The following is a 21,288-nucleotide window of genomic DNA, read 5'->3' on the forward strand; positions in this document are numbered from 1 at the left end:
TGCGGTGTTACCCGGACATGAACCTGTTCTCCCGCCCCGCCCGTCCGACGTCGGCGGCCACCGCGCTGTCCGGCCGCTCGGCCCCCGCCTACACGCCGCCGGAGCGCAACATCGTCCTCGGCTCCCCCCTGACCGGGCCGTGGTCCGAGGGGACCGAGGAGATCTACGTCGGCATGGGCTGCTTCTGGGGCGTCGAGCGGATCTTCTGGCGCATCCCCGGGGTGGTCGGCACCGCGGTGGGCTACACCGGCGGGTTCACGCCGCACCCGACCTACGAGGAGGTGTGCACCGGGCTGACCGGGCACGCCGAGGCTGCGCTCGTGGCCTACGACCCGGCTGTGGTCAGTCCCGAGCAGCTGCTCAAGGCCTTCTGGGAGAACCACGACCCGACGACGAAGGACCGTCAGGGCAACGACGTCGGCTCGCAGTACCGCTCGGCGATCTGGTGGACGACCGAGGGGCAGCGCGAGGCCGCCGAACGCACCCGGGCGGCCTTCCAGCGGGCGATCGACGAGGTCGACGGCCCGCCGATCGCCACCGAGATCGAGGCCTTCGGTGACCGGCCGTTCTACGCCGCCGAGGACTACCACCAGCAGTACCTGGAGAAGAACCCCGGCGGGTACTGCAACCACGGCCCCAACGGCCTGGTCTGCAACGTCGGCTGACCTGCGCCGCGCCGCGCTCCCGCGCCGAGGTGGACCGAACTCGATCGGGAGTGACCTCTGAGAGGTCGTTCTCGACCGGGCAGGGTCTACCTCGGCGAGGAGGGGCGGCAGGCAGCGGGCGGCAGGCAGCGGGCGGCAGGCAGCGGGCGGCAGGCAGCGACGTGTCGAGCGGTGTCAGACCCCGTCGATGATGGCGTTGAGCGTGGCCGAGGGGCGCATGACCGCGGAGGCCTTCGCCCCGTCGGGGCGGTAGTAGCCGCCGATGTCCGCCGGGCTGCCCTGGACGGCGATGAGCTCGTCGGAGATCGTCTCGGCCTGCGCGGTCAGCTGCTCGGCCACCGGGGCGAACCGCGCCGCGAGCGCCGGGTCGGCGGTCTGCGCGGCGAGCTCCTGGGCCCAGTAGGTCGCCAGCCAGGCGTGCGAGCCGCGGTTGTCGATCTGCCCGATCCGGCGCGCCGGCGAGCGGTTCTCCGTCAGCAGCTTCTCGGTGGCCCGGTCGAGGGCGTCGCCGAGGACCTGGGCGCCGGGGTTGGCGTCGACCTCGGCGAGGTGGCGCAGCGACTCCGCCAGGGCGAGGAACTCACCGAGCGAGTCCCAGCGCAGGTAGTTCTCCTCGACCAGCTGCTGGACGTGCTTCGGCGCCGAGCCGCCGGCGCCGGTCTCGAACAGCCCGCCGCCGTTCATCAGCGGCACGACGGAGAGCATCTTCGCGCTCGTGCCGAGCTCGAGGATGGGGAACAGGTCGGTGTTGTAGTCGCGCAGCACGTTGCCGGTCACCGAGATGGTGTCCTCGCCGCGGCGGATGCGCTCGATCGAGTACCGGGTCGCCGAGACCGGGTCCATGATCTCGAGCTCAAGGCCGTCGGTGTCGTGGTCGGCCAGGTAGGTGCGGACCAGGCCGATGAGGTTGCGGTCGTGGGCGCGGGTCTCGTCGAGCCAGAACACCGCCGGGGTGCCGGTGGCGCGGGCCCGGGTGACGGCGAGGCGCACCCAGTCGCGGACCGGGGCGTCCTTGGTCTGGCAGGCGCGCCAGATGTCGCCGGCCTCGACGTCGTGGGACATGCGGACCTCGCCGGCGTCGTCGACGACCTCGACCCGGCCGGGGGCGGCGATCTCGAAGGTCTTGTCGTGGCTGCCGTACTCCTCGGCCTTCTGCGCCATGAGGCCGACGTTGGGCACCGAGCCCATCGTCGTCGGGTCGAAGGCGCCGTTGGCGCGGCAGTCGTCGATCACCGCCTGGTAGACGCCGGCGTAGGAGGAGTCGGGGATGACGGCCAGGGCGTCGTGCTCCTGGTCGTCGGCGCCCCACATGTGGCCGGAGGTGCGGATCATCGCGGGCATCGAGGCGTCGACGATGACGTCGGAGGGCACGTGCAGGTTGGAGATGCCCTTGGCGGAGTTGACCATGGCCAGGTCCGGGCCGGCCTCGACCGCGGCGTCGAAGGCGGCGCGGATCTCGGCGCCGTCCGGGAGCTGCTCGAGGCCTGCGTAGATCGCTCCGAGGCCGTCGTTGGCGGACAGGCCGGCGGCGGCGAGGGCCTCGCCGTGGCGGGCGAAGACGTCGGCGAAGTAGGCGCGCACGGTGTGCCCGAAGATGATCGGGTCGGAGACCTTCATCATCGTGGCCTTGAGGTGGACGGAGAACAGCACGCCCTCCTCCTTGGCGCGCGCCACCTGGGCCTCGAGGAAGGCGTCCAGGGCGGCGGCCGACATGAAGGAGGAGTCGACGACCTCGCCGGCCTGGACCTTCACCGCGTCCTTGAGGACGGTGACCGCGCCGTCGGCGGCGACGTGGCGGATCTGCCAGGTGCCCGCCTCCTCCGCGATGACGGACTGCTCGTTGTGCCGGAAGTCGCCGGCGTCCATCGTGGCGACGTTGCTGCGCGAGTCGGCGCTCCAGGCGCCCATGCGGTGCGGGTTCGCACGCGCGTAGTTCTTCACCGCGACGGGGGCGCGGCGGTCGGAGTTGCCCTCGCGCAGGACGGGGTTGACGGCGGAGCCCTTGACGGCGTCGTAGCGGGCGCGCACGTCCTTGTCCTCGTCCGTGTCGACCGAGTCGGGGTAGTCCGGCAGGTCGACGCCCTGGGCCTGGAGCTCGGCGACCGCGGCCCGGATCTGCGGCACGGAGGCGGAGATGTTGGGCAGCTTGATGATGTTGGCGTCCGGGCGCTGGGTGAGCGCGCCGAGCTCGGCCAGGGCGTCGTCGACCCGCTGCTCGGCGGGGAGCCGGTCGCTGAACGCGGCAAGGATGCGGCCCGCCAGCGAGATGTCTCGGGTCTCGATCTCGACGCCCGCCGCCCTGGCGTAGGCCTCGACGATCGGCTTGAACGAGTAGGTCGCGAGGAACGGCGCCTCGTCGGTGAGCGTGAAGATGATGGTCGACATCGTCGCGTGGCCTCTTCCTCGGCTGCCGGGGATGGTTCGACGTCGAGATTATCCGATCGGGGCCCGGTGCGTCGCGGCCCGGGCCTCATCCCTGCCCGGGTGCGCGGCCCAGATGGCGGGCGAGGTGGCGGCCGGTCAGGCTCTCGGTGTGGGCGGCGACCTGGTCGGGCGTGCCGGTGACGACGATCCGTCCGCCGTCCTCTCCCCCGCCGGGACCCAGGTCGATCACGTGGTCGACGTTGGCGACGATGTCCAGGTCGTGCTCGACGACGACGATGCTCGCCCCCTTCTCGAGGAGCCGCTGGAGGACGCCCAGGAGCACCCGGACGTCGAGCGGGTGCAGACCCACGCTCGGCTCGTCGAGGACGAACAGGGTGCGCTCCTGGCGCCGGCCGAGCTCGGTGGCGAGCCGGAGCCGCTGGGCCTCCCCACCGGACAGCGTCGGCGTCGCCTCGCCGAGGGTGAGGTAGCCCAGGCCCAGGTCGATCAGGGTGCGCAGGCGGCGGCCCACGCCACGCACGTCGCCCACGACGTCGAGCGCCTCGGCCGCGCTCATGGCGAGCACCTCGGGCAGCGCCACGTCCCCGCCGCCGGGCACCGGGCGGCGCAGATCGTACGCCTCGGGCGCGTAGCGCGAGCCGGAGCAGTCGGGGCAGGCGACGTCGACGTCGGGCAGGAACTGGACGTCGAGGGTGATCTGGCCGGTGCCCTCGCAGCGCGGGCAGCGCAGCGAGCCGGTGTTGTGGGTGAGGTCGGCGGCGGAGATGCCCCGCTCGCGGGCCACGGGCAGGTCGGCGAAGGTCCGCCGCAGCTCGTCCATCACGCCGGAGTAGGTGGCCACGGTGGAGCGCACGTTGATGCCGATCGGCGTGGCGTCGACGAGCTGGACGCGCTCGATGCCGGCGGGGTCGAGGTCGGTGACGTGCGCCGGCATCGGCTGCGTGCCGGCGGCCGCGGCGAGGGCGGGGACGAGGCCCTCGAGGACGAGCGTGGTCTTGCCGGAGCCGGAGGGCCCGGTCACGGCGGTGAGCCGCCCGCGGGGGATGTCGACGGCGAGCGGGTGGACGGTGTGGATGGCGTCGGTGGCGAGGTGGATCGCCCCCTCGGTGAACACGTCCCCGGGCTCGGCCTGCTCGCGCACGACCACGGGCTCGGTGCCGTCGAGGAAGCCGCCGAGCCGTGAGGCCTGGTCGGCGATCACCTCGGCGACCGTGCCCTGGGCGATGACCCGGCCGCCGTCGGGCCCGGAGCCGGGGCCGATCTCGACGAGGTGGTCCGCCTCGCCGAGGACCGCGACGTCGTGGTCGACGAGGACCACGGAGTTGCCGTCGACCAGCAGGTCGCGGACCACCCCGAGCAGGCCCTCGACGTTGGCCGGGTGCAGGCCGATGGAGGGTTCGTCGAGGACGTAGAGCACGCCGGTGGTGCGGTTGCGCACGGCGCGGGCGAGCTGGGCGCGCTGCCTCTCGCCGGTCGAGAGGGTCGAGCCGGCCCGGTCGAGGGCGAGGTAGCCCAGGCCGAGCTGGACGAGCCGCTCGCACATGCCGAGCAGCGTGGTGGCGAGCCCGTCGGCCATCTCGCGCATCTCGTCGGGGAGCCCTTCGGCGACGGTCGGGGCCCAGGCGCGGACCTCGTCGAGGGTCATGGCGGTGACGTCGGCCAGGCCGAGGTCACCGATCCGGGGCGCGCGGGCCGCCGGGGAGAGCCGGCTCCCGTCGCAGTCGGTGCACACCTGGTCGGTGAGGAACTTGCCGACGCGGGCCAGGCGCTTCTCGTCGGTGGCCCGATCGAGCTCCTTGGTCACGGTCAGCCGGGCGTTGCGGAAGGTGAAGTCGAGATCGTGCAGGCCCTTGCTGGTAGTGACCGTGATGTGCCGCTTCTCCTCGGGCCCGTCCAGGACGATCGCCCGCTCGTCGGAGGTGAGCTCGCGGTAGGGGACGTCGGTGCGCACGCCCATCTCGCGGACGATGTCGGGCTGGACGTTGAAGTTGAAGGTCCGCCACGGCACGACCGCGCCCTCGTCGATGGTGAGGGACTCGTCCGGGACCAGGGTCGCGTCGTCGACCTCCCGCACGATCCCGGTGCCCGAGCACGTGGGGCAGGCGCCGCGCGAGTTGAAGGAGAGGTCCTCGGCGCCGGGCGGGTCGACGTCCGCCCCGCAGACCGCGCAGGTCATCGGCACCTCGGCGGCGACGTCGAGGGTGGGCGGCTGGGCGTGCCCGTTCGCGCACCGGTGCGAGGCGAGCCGGGAGAACATCAGCCTGAGGACGCTGAGCAGCTCCGTCGTGGTGCCGAAGGTCGAGCGCACGCCCGGCACGCCGGGGCGCTGCCGCAGCGCGAGGGCGGCCGGGACGTGCGCCACGGAGTCGACGGCGGAGCGGGGGGCCTGCGCGAGCCGGCGGCGCGTGTAGGTCGACAGGGCCTCGAGGTAGCGGCGTGAGCCCTCCGCGTACAGCACGCCCATCGCGAGGGAGGACTTCCCCGAGCCCGACACCCCCGCCACGGCGACGAGGCGCCGCAGCGGGAGGTCGACGTCGACGCACCGCAGGTTGTGCACGCGGGCCCCGCGCACCCGAATCACGCTCGGCTGGTCGTACGCGTCCATGCCCCCGATTCTCACCCCGCGCCGGCGGGCGCGCCGGGTCTCACCCCTGGACGGGCCGGTGCACCTCGGTCACGCGCTCGTCCAGCGGGGTCGTCGACGGGTCGCCGAGGTAGACGTTGAACGTCTTCCCCACGAGAGCGTCGGCGGCGCCGTCGGCCTCGGTCAGCCCGTGCTCGGCCACGTAGGCACCGATGTGGGCGTGCGCGTCGCTGATCTGCGAGTACGCCCCGACGACGCGGGCGACGACGACGTCCTGCGCGGGCAGGTCGTCGACCACCAGCGGGGCGGTCGCCGTCGTGCCGGGCGCCACCGGCAGGAACACGGACTCGTCGGGGTCGCGCTCGATGTAGGTGGGGTCGTGCTCGACGACGCCGCCGGGGCCGGTCGGGGTGATGCCCTGCCGGGCGAGCTCGGGCATGAAGCGCTCCCAGAGCCGCCCCTCGTCGGCGTAGGTGGGCACGGTGCCGCGCAGGGACACCACGGTCATCGGCTCGGTCGTGCGGCGGGTGATCTCGAAGGTGGTCATGTCATCGCCTCCCAGGCGTTCGATCATGCGGTCGATGGTTCGCAGGCGCTCGGTGGCGTCGGCACGCTCCTGCTCGAGGACCTCGCGCTGGGCGCGCAGCGCGGAGTCCAGTGCGGGGGTGTGGCGCGCGGCGAGCAGCGCCGCCATGGCCGAGACCGGGAACCCGACGTCGCGCAGCCGCCGCACGTCCACGGCGTCGACGAGCTGGGCGGGCGAGTACCACCGGTAGCCGGAGCCGTCCACGCGCTCCGGCACGAGCACACCGTGCTCGTGGTAGTGCCGGAGCATCCGGACGCTGAGTCGCGTCCGGTTCGAGAAGGCGCCGATGGCGATGGGCCGGTCGTCGGTCATGGCACGAGTCTGGGGCCTGACATCGTGGCAGGGTCAACGCCGCCTCACGCGGATAGCGTGGGCCCGTGCTCGACATCCTGGCGGGGACGCCCCTCCTCACGGTCTTCCTCGTCGTCGCGCTCGGTACCGCCCTCGGGGCGGTGCCCTTCGGCCCGCTGCGGTTCGGGGCCGCCGGTGCCCTGTTCATCGGGCTGGCGCTCGGCGCGCTCGACCCGCGTCTCGGCGAGGGGCTCGCGGTCGCGCAGGCCATCGGCCTCACGCTGTTCGTCTACACGATCGGCAACGCCGCCGGCCCCTCATTCTTCCGCGACCTGCGGCGGCAGGCGCCGCTCATGGGCGGCGCGACCGTCCTCGTCGTGCTCTTCGGCGCGCTCGCCGTGGTCGTGGGGCGGGCGGCCGACCTCGGTCCCGGCATCACGGGCGGGCTCTTCTCCGGCTCGCTCACCGCCACCCCGGCGATGGCCGCGGCGAGCGACGCGCTCGGCGGGTCGACGGACCCGGCGGTCGGCTACGCGATCAGCTACCCCATCGCGGTGGTCGTCACCCTGCTCGTGCTCTCCCGGGTCGCCCGCACCGACCTCCCGGCGCGCCGGGACCCGGCGCCGCTGTCCGCCGCGGGCCTGCTCACGCTCACCGTCGACGTCGAGCGGCCCGTGGCGATCTCCGACATCCCCGGGATCGCGTTCCTGCCGGGTGAGCCGGCGGGCGTGCGCGTGTCCTACCTGCTCCGCGACGGCGCGCTCGGCGTCGCCGACCCGGACGACGACCTGCGCGCCGGGGACCGCGTGCTCCTCGTCGGCGTGCCGGACGCCGTCCGCACCGCCGCGGAGGTCCTGGGCACGGCCGCGCCGAGCGACCTCGCGGACGATCACTCCGTGGTGACCTACCGGCGGTTCGTCGTCTCCGACCAGGCGATCGCCGGCGCGACGGTGGCCGACCTCAGGATCCCGGCCCGGTTCGGCGGCGTCATCACCCGCGTGCGCCGCGGGGACCGCGACCTCCTCGCCCAGCACGACATGGCGCTCCAGCTCGGCGACCGCGTCCGCGTCGTCTTCCCCCGCGGCCGGCTGGACGACCTGCGCCGCGAGTTCGGTGACTCCGAGCACCGCGTCACCGAGGTCGACTTCCTCCCGTTCGGCCTCGGCGTCGTGCTCGGCATCGCCGTCGGCCTCGTGACGATCCCCCTCGGCGGTGGGGCGGGCCTGGCGCTCGGCAGCGCGGCGGGTCCTCTCGTCGTCGGGCTCGTGCTCGGCCGGCTCGGGCGCACGGGTCCGCTCGTGTGGACGATGCCGCTGGCCGCCAACCTGACGATCCGGCAGTTCGGGCTCATGTTCTTCCTCGCCACCGTCGGCCTCGCGAGCGGGCAGGCGTTCGGCTCGACCGCGTTCACGGCCACCGGCCTCGCCGTGGCGCTGTCGGCGGTCGTCCTCCTGCTCGTCGTCCTCGCGCTCTTCTGGCTGCTCGGCCGCGCCGCCGGCCTGTCGTCGGCGCGCACGGCCGGGGCCATGGCGGGGTTCATCGGCCAGCCGGTGCTGCTCGGGCACGTGACGTCGATCGTCGACGACGACCGGGCCGAGTCCGGCTACTCCGCCCTGTTCGCCCTCGCCGTGGTGGTGAAGATCGTCGTGGTCCAGGCCGTCGTCGCGCTCTGACCCGCGGAGGGAATGCGATGGCGCGGCCCCCGCGCGCACGGGACGCTGGGCCCGTGCCCGACCCGATCTTCGACGACGCCCGCCTCGCCCCGCTGTACGACCCCTTCGACCCGGACCGCTCCGACCTCGACGCCTACGTGGACCTGGTGGGCGAGCTCGGTGCGCGGCGGGTCCTCGACCTGGGCTGCGGCACCGGGACGCTGGCGGTGCGCCTGGCCGCCGACGGCGTCGAGGTGGTCGGCATCGACCCCGCGGCGGCCTCGATCGACGTCGCGCGTGCGAAGCCGGGGGCCGACCTCGTGCACTGGGTGGTCGGCACAGCCGCGGACGCACCGACCGGCTGGGCGGACCTCGTGGTGATGACCGCGAACGTGGCGCAGGTCTTCCTCACCGACGACGCGTGGGCCGCCACGCTCGCCGAGACCCGCCGCGCGCTCGCGCCCGGCGGGCACCTCGTGCTCGAGACCCGCCGGCCCGGCGCACGCGCGTGGGAGGCCTGGGAGAAGGACCGTCTCCCGCGCACGCTCGACGTGCCCGGGACCGGCCGGGTCACCGAGTCCTTCGCGCTGACCGAGGTCGCGCTCCCCCTGGTCTCCTTCCGCCTCACCTACCGCTTCCACGACGACGGCGCGGTGGTCACCTCGGACTCGACGCTGCGGTTCCGCGAGGCCACGGAGGTGCGGGCCGACCTCGCGGCGGCCGGGTTCGCGACGACAGCGGTGCGCGAGGCACCCGACCGGCCCGGCAGGGAGCACGTGGTCGTCGCGGCCCGCCGGCCGTGGCGCGTACGGGCGGCCGTCGCCGACGACGAGGAGCTGCTCTGGGACGCGCTCGCCGGGGCGATGGGCTGGCGCGGCGACCGCGTCGACGCCGGTGCGCTGCGCGACGACCCCGCCGTCGCGCGCTACGTCGACGGGTGGGGGCCGGACGAGGGCGGCGCGGTCGCGGTCGTCGACGAGGACCCGGTCGACGGCGAACCGGTCGACAGCGACCGGTTGGTCGACGACCCGGCCGGCGACGACCCGGCCGCGGCCGGCACCGTCCTCGGGGCGGCGTGGCTGCGGCTGCTGCCGCCGGAGGCGCCCGGGTACGGGTTCGTCGCGCCGGACGTGCCGGAGCTGTCCGTGGCTGTCACGGGCGACGCCCGCGGCCGGGGCGTGGGCACGGCCCTCGTGGCCACCGTGCTCGAGCGGGCCCGCCAAGGCGGTCGGCCCGGCGTCAGCCTGAGCGTGGAGCGGGACAACGATCGCGCGCGCCGGATCTACGAGCGCCTCGGGTTCGTCGAGGTGGGCGGGGACGCGGGCGCCGCCACGATGCTGCGCCGGTTCTGACCCGCGGCCGTCCCGCGAGCCGGCCTGGGCCGGCCTGGGCCGGCGCCGAGTCAGATCGGTAGCTCGGCGGGAAGCAGCGGCCGCAGCACGCTCCAGGTCCACCACGTGCACGCCGCCAGCACCAGGAGGAACGTTCCGTTCCACAGCCACGCCGGCACCCCGGTGAGCTCCGCGAGCCGGGCCGGGTCGTCGCCCCGCCGTCCGGTGCGCATGACCGCCCCGAGGTGACGCCAGGCGCCGAGCAGGAGGAGCACCCCGGCGCCGAGGCACAGCGCGGCGGACACCTCCGCGTCGGCGAACCACCACACGCCACCGACGACGGCGGCGGAGCCGAGGACGGCCACCACCGTGTGCAGCGACCGGGCGAAGACGAGGGCGGCGAGGAGCACGACGAGGGTGACGAACAGGGCGGTGGACGACCAGCCGCGCAGGGCAACCTGGACGAGCAGGGCCCCCAGCAGGGCCGGGGCGGGGTAGCCGGCCCAGGTCGTCGCGATCATCCCCGGGCCGCGCCGCGGGCCGACGGTCACCGCGTGGCCGGACATGTCCGAGCTGACGACGAAGCCGGTGAAGCGCCGGCCCACGAGGATGCCGACGCCGGCGTGGCCGAGCTCGTGCGCGATGGTCACGGCCGGGCGGGCGAGCCGCCACAGCACCGGCAGGACGACGACGGCGAGCGCCACGCCGACCGCGGCGAGCGACCACCAGCCCTCCTCGGGGCGCCCCGCGGGCACGATCCGTCCCCACACCTCGCCCGCGACCTGCTCGACCTCCACCGCCCCATGATCGCAAGCGTGTCCGCGGGGCGGGTGGAGCGCCTCAACGACCGCGCAGCCTGAGGCCGAGCGCCGCGGCGCCGGCGAACCCGGCGAGGGCGCGCAGCGCGGCGGAGCCGGCGGTGGCCCAGTCGACGGGTCCGGGGCCGACCAGCGGGTTGGGCACGACCGTGACGACGGCGAGGTAGGTGCCCCAGGCGGCGAGCGCACCGGTGAGGACGAAGGCGGCGGCGACCAGCACCCGCGACCGGGTCCGGCCGGTGAGGGCGACGAGCGCGAGGGCGGCCGCTCCCCCGATGACCTGGTCGAGCACCCGGGTGCCCAGCGGCACGTCGGCGAGGGTGAGGTGGGCGATGCTCGCGACCACCGCGAGCGCCCCGGCGATCGGCAGCGCGGTCCGGGCGGCCGGACCGGGAGCGGGCGGACGGAGGTGCCCCCAGCGCCGCACGGCGTGCACGGCGAACGCGCCGAGCAGGCCGATCCCGAGTCCGGCGAACCCGGTGTAGACCAGGGCGTAGACCCAGTCGGCGATCGGCGGGACCTCCTGGGCCGGCGCCGAGGGCGACGTGGTGCCGATGAGCGCCGAGGCGAGGAGCTGGACGGGCAGCGCGAGGAGGATCTGGCCGAGCAGGCCGGCACCGATCCACAGCGGCGGGAGGATGAGTGCCCCGGGCAGCCGGGCGGCCCGGCCCGTGAGCAGGGCGAGCGCGAGGAGCAGCGCGACGACGTCGAGCAGCGCGGTGGCCACGTTGAGGGCGAGCATCCCTGCGCCTTCGTTGAAGCCCTCGGCGAGCCCCACCCTGGACCCGGCGAGCCAGGCGATCTTGAGGACGAGGTAGGGCAGCGTGGTGAGGACGGCGAGCGTCGCCAGCGCGCGCTCGAGCGGGCCGGGGCGCTGGGTCGTGGCGGGCTGGGTGGCTGTGGTCGCGGTGGTCATGACGACAGGCTGGCCGCCGGGACGAGGCCGCCACCTCACGCCCAGGGGTGGACGTGCTCCCTCGGGCGAGGGATACCGCCGGGCGGCGTTGCTGCCACGATGGTGCGATGGCGGGCCGCTGGGTGCGAGGGCTGCTCCACCTCCTGGTGGGCGGCGCCTGCGCCGCGCTCGTGGCCTGGCTCGGATTCGGGTTCACGCAGACCGTCCTCACCTCGGACGGCCCCACACGGGTGGCGATGGCCGCCCTGTCCGTCCTCTCCGCGGCCGTGGTGGTGACGCTGCTGCTCGCCCCGCCCGTGCGGACCGCGGAGGTGGCGCTCGCCCGCGGCCTGCTGAGGGTGGACCTGCCCGACCCCGCGGACACCACGTCCTGGGAGGCCCGCCGCCGCGGCCTGCTGTGGGCCCTCGTCGTCCTCGTGCTCGGTGCGACCTCCCTGCTCGCCCTGCTGTGGTGCGTCCCCCAGGGCGTCGCCCTGCTGCTGGGGGCTCTCGACCCGGGCGCGGTGGACGACGCACTGTCGGAGTGGCGCCTCGACCTGCCGCCGTGGGGTCTGGGGGCGCTCGGCATCGGCGTGCTCGCGGTGGGGGTCGGGGTCCAGCCACTGCTCGTCGTCGCCCTCGAGCGCCTCGCCGTGGCGGTGCTCGGTCCGACTGCGGCCGACCGGCTCGCCCACGCCGAGCGGGAGCACGAGCGGCTGCTCGCGGCCAACACCCTCGCCCGTGAGCTCCACGACTCCGTGGGCCACGCACTGACCGCCATCGGCGTGCAGGCCGAGGCGGGCGCCCGCGTCGCCGCGACCGACCCGGCGTTCGCGCGGGACGCGCTCACGCGCATCGCCGCGACGACCCACGGCGCCGTCGCCGAGCTCGACGAGGTCCTCGGCGCGCTGCGGCACGGGTACTCCCGGCACGGGACCGCCGAGCGCGGGACCTCCCGGGACGAGGCGGCCCCGCCCACTGGCGAGTCGGCGCGCGGCGCCGACCTGGAGCGGGTCGTCGAGGTCCTCGGCCCGGTGGGCCCGCGGGGAAGCGGTGCCGTCACGGTCGAGGCGGGCTCCACCCTCGACGACGACACCGCCCACGCCGTCCACCGCGTGGTCCAGGAGGGCCTGACCAACGCGCGCCGGCACGGGAGCGGCGAACCGTCGGGGCACGTCCGTGTCGCCGACGACCGGGTCGAGGTCCTGCTGGAGAACCCCGTCTCCGCCGGGGCGGGCGGGACGCCGGCGCAGCGCCGTCGGCGGGGCGGCCTCGGCCTCGTGGGCATGCACGAACGGCTGACGATGCTCGGCGGCGAGCTGGCGGCGGGTCCCGCCGACGGCCCGGACGGTCCGGTCTGGCGCCTCGAGGCGAGCGTGCCGATCCCCTCGACGCCTCCGGGGAGGGAGAGGCGATGACGCGGGTCCTCGTCGTCGACGACGACGCGATGGTGCGCTCCGGGTTCGAGGCGATCCTCGCGGCGGACGGGTTCGACGTCGTCGGGCAGGCCGCCGACGGCGCGGGAGCCGTGGCCGCCGCCCGGGCGCACGCGCCCGACGTCGTCGTCATGGACGTGCGCATGCCCGGCATCGACGGGATCGAGGCGACGCGGCGGGTGCTGCGCCTCGACCCCGCGCCGCGGGTGCTCGTGGTGACGACCTTCGAGCACGATTCTTACGTCCTCGAGGCGCTCGAGGCCGGGGCCCACGGGTTCCTCCTCAAGCGGGCCGGCGCCGACCAGCTCGTCCACGCGGTGCGCACCGTCGCCGCGGCGGACGGCCTGCTGTTCCCCGCCTCGATCCGCGACCTCGTGCGCCGCACCGCACCCGGCCGCGCGCCGCTGCCCCCGCTCACCGACCGCGAGGCGGAGGTGCTGCGGCTGCTCGCCGAGGGGCTGAGCAACGCGGAGATCGGCGCGGAGCTGTTCCTCGGCGTCGAGACCGTCAAGACCCACGTCCGCTCCCTGCTGGCCAAGCTGGGTGCACGCGACCGTACGCAGGCGGTCGTGGCCGCCTTCCGCTCCGGCTTCGCCGACTCGACCTGACGTAGCGTGGTGCGGCACCGCCGCCCCGCGCGGCCCACCGACGAGAGGACGTCCATGTCCGAGCAGCTGCCCACCGCCACCGGCTCCTTCGGCGAGAGCCCGACGCTGACCTTCCCGACGCCGACCGCACCCGAGGGCCTCCAGGTCCAGGTCCTCGCCCCCGGCGACGGCGAGGTCGTCGAGGCCGGTGACACGATCATCGTCAACTACCACGGTCAGGTCTGGGGCGGCGGCATCTTCGACACCTCCTACGCCCGCGGGGAGACGATCTCCTTCCCCATCGGTATGGGCGTGGTCATCGGCGGCTGGGACGAGGGCCTGCCGGGCAAGACCGTCGGCTCCCGCGTCCTGCTCTCGATCCCGCCGGAGCACGGCTACGGCGAGCGCGGCGTCCCCCAGGCCGGCATCGGCGGGACGGACACCCTCGTCTTCGTCATCGACATCGTCGGCGTCGAGCGGCACTGACCCCCGCGCCACCACGAACGACGGCGGCCGCCACCCCGTGAGGGTGACGGCCGCCGTCGTGTGCGGTCGCACGAGCGGGAGCGGTCAGTCGCTGCCGCGCAGGATGGCGATGATCCGCAGGATCTCGACGTAGAGCCAGATGAGCGTGACGGCCAGGCCGAAGGCGGCCGCCCAGGCGAAGCGGGCCGGGACGCCGGCCTTGACGCCGCGCTCGATCATGTCGAAGTCCTGGATGAGGCAGATCGCGGCGAGGACGACGGCGAACAGGCCGATGATGATCCCGAGCGGGATGCCCATGATCTCCACGCCGGTGCGCAGGCCCCACGGGTCGTTCGAGATGCCGAAGATCTGCAGGCCGAAGTTGATCAGCGAGAAGGCGCCGTAGCCGAGCATGCCGATGATGAGGAAGCGCGTGAGCTTCGGGCTGTTGCGCACCACCCGCGAGGCGTACAGGCCGAGCGTGACCAGGGCGACCGCGAACGTGGCCAGGACCGCCTGGATGACGATGCCCGGGTACACGGTCTCCATGAAGGCGGACAGGCCACCGAGGAAGACACCCTGGAAGAGCGCGTAGGCCATGATGAGCCCGGGGCTGGGGCTCTTCTTGAACGCGTTGACCATCCCCAGCACGAAGCCGACCAGCGCGCCGACGACCATCGGGGCGGCCATCGCCTCGAGCGGGACGACGAACGCCGTGGCGAGCGCCGCGAGGATGACGGTGCCCAGCACGAGGCCGGACTTGACGATGACGTCGTCGAAGGTCAGTCGGCCGGTGTCCGCGGGGGCCGCGGCCGCGCCGGCGTACTGCTGCTCGAAGCCGCCCATCGGCATCGAGCCGGGCTGACCCTGCTGGGCGTAGCCCTGCTGCGGGTAGCCCTGCTGGGCATACCCCTGGGGCGCGTACCCCTGCTGGGCATAACCCTGCTGGGCCTGGCCCTGAGGGGCGCCGGCGGGGGCGGCGGCGCGCTGTCGCTGCTGCGGATCGTCTGAGAAGACGCTCCGGTTGAAGTACGGGTTGCTCACTGGTCCTCCTACCCGCTGGGTGCGCGGGGAGCGTGGTAGTTACGCCACCAACGCGGGCCGACGGCGTGTGTCCCGCCCAGGGTATCTGCTCGGGGCCCCTCCGGTCAGGTGCGGTGGCGCCAGTTCTCCCCACGGCGAAGCGCCTCCGGGACGCGGTCTCGGGCCGCGCGGGCCCCACGTACTAGGTTGGGCGGCGTGACAGGGCCGAGCCTGCACCGACGACGGTCGAACGGATCCCCGGGGGGCGCACGATGATCGAGGCGCAAGGACTGACCAAACGCTACGGCGACACGCTCGCCGTGGACCGGGTCGACTTCCGGGTCGCCCCCGGCACGGTCACCGGGTTCCTCGGCCCCAACGGCTCGGGCAAGTCCACCACGATGCGGATGATCCTCGGGCTGGACCGGCCCACGGCCGGCACCGTCACGGTCGACGGCAAGCGCTACCAGGACCTGCGCGCCCCGCTGCACGAGGTCGGTGCGCTGCTCGAGGCCCGCGGGGTGCACCCGGGCCGCACGGCGCGCGCGCACCTGCGGGCGCTGGCCGCCACCCACGGCATCGGGCGGCGCCGGGTCGAGCAGGTCATCGAGCTCGCCGGCATCGAGAAGGTCGCCGGCAAGCGGGTCGGCGGCTTCTCCCTGGGCATGGGCCAGCGCCTCGGCATCGCGGCCGCCCTGCTGGGCGACCCGCGGGTGCTCATCCTCGACGAGCCCGTCAACGGGCTCGACCCCGAGGGCGTGCAGTGGGTCCGCCGGCTGGTCCGCGCGCTCGCGGACGAGGGGCGCACGGTGTTCATCTCCTCCCACCTCATGAGCGAGATGAGCCTGACCGCCGACCACCTGCTCGTCATCGGCCGCGGCCGGATCATCACCTCCGGCCCGGTCCAGGACGTCATCGACGCCTCGGTCCGGCCGGTGGTGGTCGTGCGCACCCCGCAGGTCGACCAGCTCCTGGCCGCCCTCCCGCAGGGCGGGACCGTCCGGCGCTCCGCCGAGGACCAGATCGAGGTCGAGAACATCCCCGCCCCCGAGATCGGTGCGGCCGCGCTGCACGCCGGCGTCGTCCTGCACGAGCTCACCCCGCGCAGCGCCAGCCTGGAGCAGGCCTTCATGACGCTGACGAAGGACTCGGTCGAGTACCGGGCCGGCGATCCCGGCCCTGCCCCGACCCCCGAGCAGACCGAGGAGCAGCGATGAGCACCGCCGTCGACGCCCGCACCCGCACCGGACGCGTGACCTGGCCGGGCACGCTGCGCTCCGAGGCCGTCAAGCTCTTCTCCCTGCGCTCGACCTGGTGGGTGCTCGGCATCGGGGTCGCGGCCTACGTCCTGTTCCAGTGGGGCACGGTCTGGGGCCTGACCACGACCATCGAGGACAGCGGCGTCGCCTCCTTCGCCGACCTCGACGGCGTCTACCTCATGGTGGTGGTCGCCGGACTGCTGGGGACGACCTCGGCGATCCTCGGCGTGCTCACGCTGACCTCCGAGTACGCCACCGGGATGATCCACTCCACGCTCGCCGCCCAGCCCGGCCGGCTGGCGGTGCTCTCGGCCAAGGCGGTGCTCGTGGCGCTGACGATCGCCCTCCAGTCGCTCGTGGCCTTCCTCGGCACCTGGGCGGTGACGAACTCCCTCGTCGCCGACGCCCTGGGCTCCGGCGTCAGCCTGACGGACGGATCGACCTGGACCGTGGTCGGCCTGTTCGTGCTGTACATGGTGGTCTGCGCGCTGATGGGGCTGGGGATCGCGGCGATCGTCCGCTCCACGGCAGGCGGGATCTCCGCGGTGCTCGTCCTGCTCATGCTCGTGCCGATCGTCCTGGAGTTCCTGCCCTGGGACTGGGTCTCGCACGTGCGGGACCTGCTGCCGTCGAACCTCGCCACCGACTACCTCTCGCCGTCCGGCGGGATCATCGGGATCGACACGGCCTACAGCGACACCGTCGGCGCGTCGCTCTCCGCCGCCTGGGCCGCCGTGCTGCTCGTCGCCGGCGGTGCGGTCATGGTGCGGCGCGACGCCTGAGGAGCGGGTGATGGCGGTCGACGAGCGCGCCGGGCCGGACGTGGCGACCACGCCCGCCGCGCCCGGTGGGCCCGCCGCGTCCGGTGTAGCCGCGGCCGGCGGGCACCGGCCCGTGGACCTGGCCGCCCAGGAGGCGGGCACCGTCCTCACCGGCCCGCTGGGGCGCTGGGCCGGGCGCTACCCCCTCGTGCTCGACATGCTCATCGCCACCGGGTACGTGCTCGTCATGCTGGGCCTGGCCGTCGTCGGCGCCCTGGGCCGGTACACCCCGGTGGCGCTGCTCGGCGTCGCCCAGACCCTCGTGCTCGGCGGGCTGCTGCTGCTGCGTCGACGGGCCCCGGTGTCGCTGCTCGCCGGCGCCCTCGTCGTGCCGACCCTCACGCGACTGGGTGACTCGGGCCTGGAGAGCGACCCACCGGTGGTCACCGTGTGGACCTACGACCCCTCGGCGCCGCTGCCGGTGTTCGACGTCCTGTCCACGCCGCGCATCGCCCCCGTGGAGATCGTCGCGGTGGCGATCCTCGTGCTGACCATCGCCATCGAACGCTCCGGACGCACCACCCTCGTGGCCTCGGTGGGCACGGCCCTCTACATCCTCGTCTCCTACCTCGTCTTCGGCGGTGGGGGCAGCCGGCTGCTCGACGGCGCCGAGGCCGTCGGCATCGTCCTCGTCGCCGCCCTGGTGGGGTCGAACCTGCGCGACCGGCTGCGCCGCGTCATCGAGCTCGACGACCGGGCACGCCGTCTCGCCCTCGAGCGCGACCAGCGCGAGCAGATCGCGGTCAGCTCGGAGCGCACCCGCATCGCCCGGGAGATGCACGACGTCCTGGCCCACTCGCTGTCGGTGATGGTCACCCTCGCCGACGGCGCGGCCCGCACGATGGACCGCGACCCCGCCCGGGCCCGGGCCGCGCTGGACCGCCTCGCCGGGGCCGGGCGGGACGCGCTGGCGGACACCCGCCGCATGGTCGGCATCCTGCGCGAGGACACCCGCCCCGGCCGCCCGTCTGGCTCCGACGGCGAGCTGCCCGGGGTGGCCGCCCCGATGGCCCCCCAGCCGGCCGCCGAGGACCTCAAGCACCTGGTGAGCTCCTTCCACGACGCCGGACTGCCGGTCCGGCTCACGCTCACCGGCCCGCCGCTGCCGCAGGACGCCACGCTCCAGCTGACGGTGTACCGGATCGTCCAGGAGTGCCTGACCAACGTGCTGCGCTACGCGCCCGACGCGCCGTCGATCAAGGTCCGCGTCGCGCACGCGGCCGGGCATGTGACGATCACCGTGGACAACACCTCCGGCGGGACCGCCGCGGCGGGCGGGTCCGGGCGCGGGCTCATCGGCATCCGCGAGCGGGCCGCCGTCTTCGACGGGACCGTGGTCGCCGGCCCGACGGCGAACGGCTGGCGGGTGGAGGCACGCCTTCGGGTGGACAACGGGACGACGGAGGCACAGCGATGAGCGAGACGCACGGGCAGCAGGGGGACCAGGGGGTCGTCACCGTCCTCCTGGCCGACGACCAGGCGCTCCTGCGGATGGGGTTCCGGATGGTCCTCGAGGCCGAGGACGACATCGAGGTCGTCGGCGAGGCGGGCGACGGCCGCACCGCCGTCTCCCAGGCCGCGGCGCTGCGGCCGGACGTCATCCTCATGGACGTGCGGATGCCCGACCTCAACGGCGTCGACGCCACGGCCCGGATCGTGCGGACCCAGCCGACGGCGAAGGTCCTCATCCTCACGACCTTCGACTTCGACGAGTACGCCTTCGCCGGGCTGCGCGCCGGCGCCTCGGGCTTCCTCCTCAAGGACACCCCGCCCACCGACCTGGTGCACGCCATCCGCCGGGTCGCCGTCGGTGACGCGGTCATCACCCCGCGGATCACGCGGCGGATGCTCGACCTGCTCGGTCCGCGCCTGCCCGTCACGGGCCGGGAGCAGTCCCCCGCCGAGCGCGACCCGCGCATCGGCAGCCTCACCTCCCGCGAGCTGGAGGTCTTCAGCCTCGTGGCGCGCGGGCTGTCCAACGCCGAGATCGCCGCCGAGCTGGTGGTCTCCGAGACCACCGTCAAGACGCACGTCGGCGCCGTGCTGGCCAAGCTCGACCTGCGCGACCGGGTCCAGGCCGTCGTCCTGGCCTACGAGACCGGCGTCGTCCAGCCGGCCTGAGGCCCGTCGCGCCCGCACGGTAGGAGAACCCATGTCCACGCACCGACGCCCGGCCACCTCGCCCGGCCGGGCCGGGTCGCTCGCACTGGTCCTGGCCGGCGGCACGGTCGGTGCCGGGGCGCGGGAGGCCCTCACCCTGGCCCTGCCCACGACCGGGGACATCCCCTGGACGATCCTCGGCATCAACCTCCTGGGCGCCCTCCTGCTCGGCCTCCTGCTCGAGGCCCTTGCCCGGCGTGGGCCTGACGAGGGGCGCCGCCGCAGCGTGCGCCTGCTGCTGGGCACCGGCCTGCTCGGCGGCTTCACCACCTACAGCGCCCTCGCGGTGCACACCGCCGAGCTGGTCGGCGCGGGCGATGTCGGCGCCGCCATCGGCTACGGCCTGGGCACTGTACTGCTCGGAGGCCTCGCCACCTGGGCCGGGATCCTCCTCGGGACGCTCACCCACCGCCCACCGGCGGGTGAGGAGGCGTGACGCCGCTGCTCTTCCTCGGCATCGCAGCCGCCGGCGGGCTCGGGGCGACGTGCCGCTTCCTCGTCGACGACGCCGTTCGCTCGCGTACGCGCAGCACCTCGGGCCTGCCCTGGGGCACGATCGTCGTCAACCTCACCGGCTCCTTCCTTCTCGGACTGCTCACCGGGCTGGCCACGCACACCTGGCTGCCGGAGGGCGTGCAGCTGGTGCTCGGCGTCGGCCTCCTCGGTGGCTACACCACCTTCTCCACGGCCAGCCTGGAGAGCATCCGCCTCGCCCAGGAGGGGCGCCGGGCGACGGCGAGCCTCAACGCCCTGGGCGTGCTCGTCGCCGCCACCGCGGCCGCCGGCCTGGGCCTCTGGCTCAGCTCCCTGCCCTGACGTCCCGTCGCCCCGGGACCCGCCCGCCCGGTCCTCCCCCCGTTCATCGAGAAGATGGGTCGTGTATCGAAAGGATGCCCTCTGTCCATCCTCTCGTGGCACAACCCATCTTCTCGACGCGAGGTGGCGGGCAGGCGGTGCGGGTCTGCCATGCGGGGGACGGGCACGGTACGGGGGCAGGCAGTGCGGGGGGACTCCTGCCCCCGTCCGGCCGTGCGGGCCGGGCCGGACGGCACCTAGCGTGTCGCCCTCGACCGCCCGGCCCCGACGGCCGGGAACGGAAGGAGATGGGCATGCGCTGGACCTTGAAGCCGCAGCACAGCTGGATCGGCATGATCATCCTCGGCGTGATCTTCACGCTCCTGGGGATCGCCGCCGGGGTCGTGGCACTCGTCGCCGTGACCGGGACGAGCGCACGGCTGGCCTTCGGGTTCATCGCCGTCCTGTGCCTCGTCGTGGGCGTCGTCGCCCTCGTGCTCGCACCGCGGACCAGGCGTGAGTCGGGCACGCGCTCCGAGGGTGCGCTCACCCCGGCCGTCCCGGATCCCGTCACGGCGGACCTCCCCCGGCCATGGCCGCTGGCGGCGGTCGCCGCCGCCCTGGCCCACGAGCTGCGCGACACGCCCTACGTCGTCGCCCACGACGACGAGACGATCCGCGTGCGCTGGGACCTCGAGGACCGGTCGTGGTGGGTGCTCGCCCAGCGCAACGGGACGGACCGGGTCTTCGAGACGCGTCTGGTCGTCGCCGGTCAGGGGCGGCTGACGCGCTCCGACCACTACTACGCGCTCGACTGGCAGGCGGGTGCGCCGGTCGTCGGAGAGCTCACGGGGTCCAGCAGCAGCGGCCGGGTGTGGCGCTTCGAGAAGCGCGTCGAGCTCGGCACAGGTGCCGACGGTCTGACGACCGCCGCAGGCTACACGCTGAACACCGGCGACCTGAACGAGCCGCTGCAGGCGGTCCTCGACCGTGCCGGATGGACGAGGCCGACGCTGGGTGCGGAGGCGAAGGGGGCGCTCGTCGTCGGGCTCATCGGGGCATCTGCCGCCGTCATCGTGCCGATCGTCTTCCTCGTCCAGTGGCTGATGAGCCGGTGAGCTCTGGGTTCATCGAGAGGATGGGGCGAGTCACGAGAGGATGTCCTGAGTCCATCCTCTCGTGGCACAGCCCATCCTCTCGACGCAGGGGCACGGCGGTGGTGCCCCCAGCGGGACTCGAACCCGCACTGGGCCGGGTTTAAGCCGGCTGCCTCTGCCGTTGGGCTATGGGGGCGAGCGCCTATCGTGCCAAACCGGCGCACCGCACCGACCGGACGACACCTCCAGACAACAGGAGGAAACTGCGCCACGGCACCCGCCGACCGCGCTTAGACTGCCGCCGATGCCAGTCGACGTCGACCCCAGCTGCGCCCGCCCCGTCGCGGGCGAGCGCCTCCTGCCCGTGCACGTGGGCACGAACGGGCAGGCGTCGACCTGGGGCGCGCTGCTGGCCGGCTTCCCGCCGAGGACCTGAGC

20 protein-coding genes, 1 tRNA gene and 1 pseudogene are annotated in these 21,288 nt (G+C 74.3%); 15 read left to right on the top strand and 7 right to left on the bottom strand.

All coding sequences use genetic code 11. The features are described 5' to 3' along the window. The first annotated feature begins 17 nt into the window (after window positions 1-17). A complete protein-coding gene (gene msrA / locus AC3D3D_RS06125; RefSeq protein ID WP_463662643.1) occupies window positions 18-665 on the top strand; it encodes a peptide-methionine (S)-S-oxide reductase MsrA in 648 nt (215 codons plus the stop codon). 174 nt (window positions 666-839) lie between these two features. Here the strand turns inward: msrA and AC3D3D_RS06130 are convergent, their stop codons facing one another. From AC3D3D_RS06130 to AC3D3D_RS06140, 3 genes are all read right to left on the bottom strand, one after another. Beyond that, complete coding sequence (locus AC3D3D_RS06130; protein ID WP_463662642.1) at window positions 840-3,050, bottom strand: NADP-dependent isocitrate dehydrogenase; 2,211 nt, start codon at window positions 3,048-3,050, stop codon at window positions 840-842. 85 nt (window positions 3,051-3,135) lie between these two features. Further along, entirely contained in the window at window positions 3,136-5,655 is a 2,520-nt protein-coding gene (locus AC3D3D_RS06135; RefSeq protein WP_463662641.1) for an excinuclease ABC subunit UvrA, read from the bottom strand. A gap of 40 nt (window positions 5,656-5,695) precedes the next feature. Further along, window positions 5,696-6,532 (bottom strand): MerR family transcriptional regulator, encoded by an 837-nt coding sequence (locus AC3D3D_RS06140; protein ID WP_463662640.1) that lies wholly within the window; start codon window positions 6,530-6,532, stop codon window positions 5,696-5,698. A gap of 65 nt (window positions 6,533-6,597) precedes the next feature. Between AC3D3D_RS06140 and AC3D3D_RS06145 the strand changes: the two genes are divergently transcribed. The 3 genes and pseudogenes from AC3D3D_RS06145 (at window position 6,598) to AC3D3D_RS06155 (ending at window position 9,515) form a co-directional block, all read left to right on the top strand. After that, on the top strand, window positions 6,598-8,184 hold the full coding sequence (locus tag AC3D3D_RS06145) for an aspartate:alanine exchanger family transporter (protein WP_463662639.1): 1,587 nt from the start codon (window positions 6,598-6,600) through the stop codon (window positions 8,182-8,184). 53 nt (window positions 8,185-8,237) lie between these two features. Beyond that, window positions 8,238-8,957, top strand: a pseudogene (locus AC3D3D_RS06150) (class I SAM-dependent methyltransferase); the annotation flags it as partial. A 69-nt stretch (window positions 8,958-9,026) separates the two neighbouring features. Then, entirely contained in the window at window positions 9,027-9,515 is a 489-nt protein-coding gene (locus AC3D3D_RS06155) for a GNAT family N-acetyltransferase (RefSeq protein ID WP_463662674.1), read from the top strand. 50 nt (window positions 9,516-9,565) lie between these two features. On the opposite strand, the gene AC3D3D_RS06160 is transcribed toward AC3D3D_RS06155, so the two are convergent. Together AC3D3D_RS06160 and AC3D3D_RS06165 are read right to left on the bottom strand one after the other, a co-directional pair. Then, window positions 9,566-10,291 carry a M50 family metallopeptidase gene (locus tag AC3D3D_RS06160; protein WP_463662638.1) on the bottom strand — a complete coding sequence of 242 codons (726 nt, stop codon included), beginning with the start codon at window positions 10,289-10,291 and terminating at the stop codon, window positions 9,566-9,568. A gap of 43 nt (window positions 10,292-10,334) precedes the next feature. Next, window positions 10,335-11,228 carry a hypothetical protein gene (locus AC3D3D_RS06165; RefSeq protein WP_463662637.1) on the bottom strand — a complete coding sequence of 298 codons (894 nt, stop codon included), beginning with the start codon at window positions 11,226-11,228 and terminating at the stop codon, window positions 10,335-10,337. A gap of 107 nt (window positions 11,229-11,335) precedes the next feature. Here AC3D3D_RS06165 and AC3D3D_RS06170 point away from each other — a divergent pair, with 107 nt between their 5' ends. The 3 genes from AC3D3D_RS06170 to AC3D3D_RS06180 are packed head-to-tail and all read left to right on the top strand — an operon-like array spanning window position 11,336 to window position 13,716. Continuing rightward, window positions 11,336-12,625: a sensor histidine kinase gene (locus AC3D3D_RS06170; protein WP_463662636.1), complete on the top strand. Its 1,290-nt coding sequence runs from the start codon at window positions 11,336-11,338 to the stop codon at window positions 12,623-12,625. After that, window positions 12,622-13,251: a response regulator transcription factor gene (locus AC3D3D_RS06175; RefSeq protein WP_463662635.1), complete on the top strand. Its 630-nt coding sequence runs from the start codon at window positions 12,622-12,624 to the stop codon at window positions 13,249-13,251. Before AC3D3D_RS06170 ends, AC3D3D_RS06175 begins: the two co-directional genes overlap by 4 nt. Window positions 13,252-13,305: 54 nt before the next feature. Then, window positions 13,306-13,716, top strand: a complete 411-nt coding sequence (locus AC3D3D_RS06180; protein WP_463662634.1) for an FKBP-type peptidyl-prolyl cis-trans isomerase — start codon at window positions 13,306-13,308, stop codon at window positions 13,714-13,716. Window positions 13,717-13,800: 84 nt separating this feature from the next. Here AC3D3D_RS06180 and AC3D3D_RS06185 read toward each other — a convergent pair whose 3' ends face one another. Beyond that, window positions 13,801-14,739: a Bax inhibitor-1/YccA family protein gene (locus tag AC3D3D_RS06185; RefSeq protein ID WP_463662633.1), complete on the bottom strand. Its 939-nt coding sequence runs from the start codon at window positions 14,737-14,739 to the stop codon at window positions 13,801-13,803. 251 nt (window positions 14,740-14,990) lie between these two features. Between AC3D3D_RS06185 and AC3D3D_RS06190 the strand changes: the two genes are divergently transcribed. From AC3D3D_RS06190 to AC3D3D_RS06220, 7 genes are all read left to right on the top strand, one after another. Further along, window positions 14,991-15,935 (top strand): ATP-binding cassette domain-containing protein, encoded by a 945-nt coding sequence (locus tag AC3D3D_RS06190; RefSeq protein WP_463662632.1) that lies wholly within the window; start codon window positions 14,991-14,993, stop codon window positions 15,933-15,935. Continuing rightward, the gene (locus tag AC3D3D_RS06195) at window positions 15,932-16,759 is read left to right on the top strand and encodes a hypothetical protein (protein ID WP_463662631.1); all 828 of its coding nucleotides are present in this window, start codon (window positions 15,932-15,934) and stop codon (window positions 16,757-16,759) included. The genes AC3D3D_RS06190 and AC3D3D_RS06195 overlap by 4 nt, the downstream gene beginning before the upstream one ends. Before the next feature lie 10 nt (window positions 16,760-16,769). After that, the gene (locus AC3D3D_RS06200) at window positions 16,770-18,215 is read left to right on the top strand and encodes a sensor histidine kinase (RefSeq protein WP_463662630.1); all 1,446 of its coding nucleotides are present in this window, start codon (window positions 16,770-16,772) and stop codon (window positions 18,213-18,215) included. Beyond that, window positions 18,212-18,919, top strand: a complete 708-nt coding sequence (locus AC3D3D_RS06205) for a response regulator (protein WP_463662629.1) — start codon at window positions 18,212-18,214, stop codon at window positions 18,917-18,919. The genes AC3D3D_RS06200 and AC3D3D_RS06205 overlap by 4 nt, the downstream gene beginning before the upstream one ends. A 31-nt stretch (window positions 18,920-18,950) precedes the next feature. Further along, complete coding sequence (locus AC3D3D_RS06210) at window positions 18,951-19,394, top strand: CrcB family protein (protein WP_463662628.1); 444 nt, start codon at window positions 18,951-18,953, stop codon at window positions 19,392-19,394. Beyond that, window positions 19,391-19,774: a fluoride efflux transporter CrcB gene (crcB, locus tag AC3D3D_RS06215; RefSeq protein ID WP_463662627.1), complete on the top strand. Its 384-nt coding sequence runs from the start codon at window positions 19,391-19,393 to the stop codon at window positions 19,772-19,774. The genes AC3D3D_RS06210 and crcB overlap by 4 nt, the downstream gene beginning before the upstream one ends. 293 nt (window positions 19,775-20,067) lie before the next feature. Next, on the top strand, window positions 20,068-20,871 hold the full coding sequence (locus AC3D3D_RS06220) for a hypothetical protein (protein WP_463662626.1): 804 nt from the start codon (window positions 20,068-20,070) through the stop codon (window positions 20,869-20,871). Between the two features lie 99 nt (window positions 20,872-20,970). Here AC3D3D_RS06220 and AC3D3D_RS06225 read toward each other — a convergent pair. Then, a tRNA-Leu gene (locus tag AC3D3D_RS06225) sits at window positions 20,971-21,046 on the bottom strand. A gap of 108 nt (window positions 21,047-21,154) precedes the next feature. Between AC3D3D_RS06225 and AC3D3D_RS06230 the strand changes: the two genes are divergently transcribed. Beyond that, window positions 21,155-21,286 carry a hypothetical protein gene (locus tag AC3D3D_RS06230; RefSeq protein WP_463662625.1) on the top strand — a complete coding sequence of 44 codons (132 nt, stop codon included), beginning with the start codon at window positions 21,155-21,157 and terminating at the stop codon, window positions 21,284-21,286. Window positions 21,287-21,288 lie beyond the last annotated feature (2 nt).

The organism is Georgenia sp. X1117, from assembly GCF_057784635.1.